This is a genomic window from Kitasatospora sp. NPDC048540 (assembly GCF_040651175.1).
Classification (GTDB): domain Bacteria; phylum Actinomycetota; class Actinomycetes; order Streptomycetales; family Streptomycetaceae; genus Kitasatospora.
The window spans coordinates 1-2,886 of record NZ_JBEZIR010000257.1 but is presented as its reverse complement, the minus strand read 5'-3'; the positions used below and the strand labels follow the sequence as shown (position 1 = coordinate 2,886).

General features: G+C 73.2%; 3 protein-coding genes. 2 read left to right on the top strand and 1 reads right to left on the bottom strand.

Going from position 1 to position 2,886, the window contains the following annotated elements; genetic code table 11:
• Window positions 1-91: 91 nt before the first annotated feature.
• Complete coding sequence (hemE, locus tag AB0D08_RS40640; protein ID WP_233289325.1) at window positions 92-1,108, bottom strand: uroporphyrinogen decarboxylase; 1,017 nt, start codon at window positions 1,106-1,108, stop codon at window positions 92-94.
• Between the two features lie 245 nt (window positions 1,109-1,353).
• On the opposite strand from hemE, the gene AB0D08_RS40635 reads away from it, so the two are divergent.
• Window positions 1,354-2,004, top strand: a complete 651-nt coding sequence (locus AB0D08_RS40635) for a DUF3000 domain-containing protein (protein ID WP_033824427.1) — start codon at window positions 1,354-1,356, stop codon at window positions 2,002-2,004.
• Window positions 2,005-2,311: 307 nt separating this feature from the next.
• The coding region (locus tag AB0D08_RS40630) for a hypothetical protein (RefSeq protein WP_359895405.1) at window positions 2,312-2,886 on the top strand (575 nt) is incomplete at its 3' end.

Sequence of the window (2,886 nt, the reverse complement as noted above, 5' to 3'; positions counted from 1 at the left end):
CCCCGCCCCCGCCGGCGCCGCCCGGCCCCCCCCCCCGGGGGGGGGGGGGGGGCCGGGCGGCGGCGGGGCGGGCGGCCGGGCCCGCGCGGGTTCAGCGGGCGGAGGACTCGTGCACGAAGGCGACCAGCCGGCTCAGCGCGTCCGGGTCCATGCTCGGCATCACGCCGTGGCCGAGGTTGAAGATGTGGTGGCTGTCGCCGACCGCCTTGGCCGCGGCGTCCAGCACCTCGCGGGCCTTGGCCTCGACCACCGCGGTGGGGGCGTACAGGACGGCCGGGTCGAGGTTGCCCTGCAGGCCCTTGCCGGGGCCGACCCGCTCGGCGGCGACGTCCAGCGGCACCCGCCAGTCGACGCCCACGATGTCCGCGCCCGCCTCGCCCATCAGCCCGAGCAGCTCACCGGTGTTGACGCCGAAGTGGATCCGCGGCACGCCGTAGGGGGCGACCGCGTCGAACACCTTGGCGCTGGCCGGCAGCACCGAACGGCGGTAGTCCTCGGGGGCCAGCGCGCCGGCCCAGGAGTCGAAGAGCTGGACCGCGGAGGCGCCGGCCTCGATCTGGATCTTCAGGAAGGCGGAGGTGATGACGGCCAGCCGGTCGACCAACTCGGCCCACAGCTCGGGCGCGCCGTACATCATCGCCTTGGTGTTCTCGTAGCTCTTCGACGGGCCGCCCTCGACCAGGTAGCTGGCCAGCGTGAACGGCGCCCCGGCGAAGCCGATCAGCGGCGTGCCGCCCAGCTCGTCCACCAGCAGGCCGACGGCCTCGGTGATGTACGGCATGTCGTCGGGCTCCAGCGGGCGCAGCCGCTGCAGGTCGGCGGCGGTGCGGATCGGGTCGGCGATCACCGGGCCGACGCCGCCCTTGATCTCGACGTCGATGCCGACTGCCTTGAGCGGCACCACGATGTCGCTGAAGAAGATCGCCGCGTCCACCTTGTGCCGGCGCACCGGCTGCAGGGTGATCTCCTTGACCAGGTCGGGCCGCATGCAGGAGTCCAGCATCGGGATGCCCTCGCGCACCTTCAGGTACTCGGGCAGCGAGCGGCCGGCCTGCCGCATGAACCACACCGGGGTGTGCGGCACCGGCTCACCGCGGGCGGCCCGCAGGAAGGCGGAGTCGTACGCGGCGCCCCGGCGCGCGAGGGGCTGCTGACCGGTCTGGGCTGCGGGGGTGGCCGCGGAAGTCTCGCTCACGCTCCAAATCTTCGCACGCGCCCCGCGCGCGCCCGGCCCCGGGAAGTGGTGCTTTCGTCCAAGATGCGGCCGGGATGCCCCCCTGTGCGGCCGCTCCGGCACGCCGGACCTGCGAAAGGTGCTCGGAATGCGGCGCCGGGGCACCTAGTCTTCAGACCATGGCAGCGGTCGGCGGGCACCCCGCACACGGTGGAGGAACGGGCAAGGAGTCGGCGCCGATCGAGTTCCAGGACGCGGTCGAGGCGCTGGCCGGGGCCAGGTTGCGCCCCGAGCTCGTGCTCTCCGCCACGCCCGCGCCGCGCCGGCTGGCCCCGTTCGCGTACGCGATCGGCGCGACGGTCGAGGTGGACGGCGAGGAGCTGGCCGACGGCCGGCTGGTGCTGCTGCACGACCCGGCCGGCCAGGAGCCCTGGAACGGGGACTTCCGGGTGGTCACCATGGCCCGGGCCGAGCTGGAGCCGGAGATGGCCGGCGACCCGATGCTGTCCGAGGTCGGCTGGTCCTGGCTGATGGACGCACTGCAGGCGCACGGCGCCGGGTACACCGCGCCGGGCGGCACGGTGAGCCACTGCGCCTCGCAGTACTTCGGCGCGCTCGCCGACCGGCCCTCGTCCACCGAGATCGAACTGCGCGCCTCCTGGACCCCGTCCGACGGCCGGTTCGAACGGCACCTGGCCGCCTGGGGCGACCTGCTGTGCATCTGCGCCGGCCTGCCGCCGGCGGTGCCCGCGCCGCTCCCGGCAGCCGACGCCCCGTCACTCGGCGGAGTGGTGCCGATGCCCGCGCGCCGTCGCCCGCGCCCCCACTGAGGGACGTCACGCCGCGCTCACCGCAGCGCCACCCGCAGGACTGACGGAGTGTGACTTCCGTCGCGCTCTGTGTCAATTACCTGGTCAGACGTGACCATCGGGCTTCGAAATCGATCGAGTCTGTGCGATTTCCGGGCATGTCGTATCAATCATCTGCGCGAATTGTCCGTATTGTTACTCACTAGATCGTGATCATTCGCTAAAGCCGGGCACGCATGCTGCCGAAGGTGTCAGTGACCCTTTCCACACGCGGAACACTCCGACCGCCCCCTCGGGGTTCCGTCCGCCACTCCCCACAGGAGGCCTGGTGTCGGTCCTTCTCGAGCACCCCGCAAACGTGGTCGCGTACCGTCCGACGAAGCCCACCGCCATGGTGGTCATCGCCGACCCGCGCGTCCGAAACACCGTCACCCGCCACCTGTGGGCCCTGGGTGTGCGCGACGTCATCGAGGTCTCCTCGATCGCCGAGGCCCGTCCCCGGGTCACCACCCCCCGCGACATCTGCATCGCCGATGTCCACCTGCCCGACGGCTCCGGGCTGACCATCCTGGCCGAGACCCGCGCCGCGGGCTGGCCGAACGGTCTGGCGCTGTCCGCCGCCGACGACATCGGCGCGGTCCGCAGCGCGCTGGCCGGCGGCGTCAAGGGATACGTGGTCACCGGCACCCGCACCAACGTGGCGATGCCGGGCCGTCCCGGCATGCCGCTGGGCGCGGCCGGGATGGCCGGGCGGATGCGCCGTCCCGGTATGCCGGGCGTCCCCGGCGCGGCCGGAGCCCCGGGTGCGCCCGGCGGCACCATCTTCCCCCGCGGCGCGGTGTCCATCACCTTCGACGACTCCTACAGCGCGGTCTTCGACCTCGCCCGGCCGGTGATGAACAG

Coding starts and splice junctions, on each gene's coding strand:
- AB0D08_RS40635 (WP_033824427.1), top strand. CDS start 1,354: ATGGCAGCGGTCGGCGGGCACCCCGCACACGGTGGAGGAACGGGCAAG.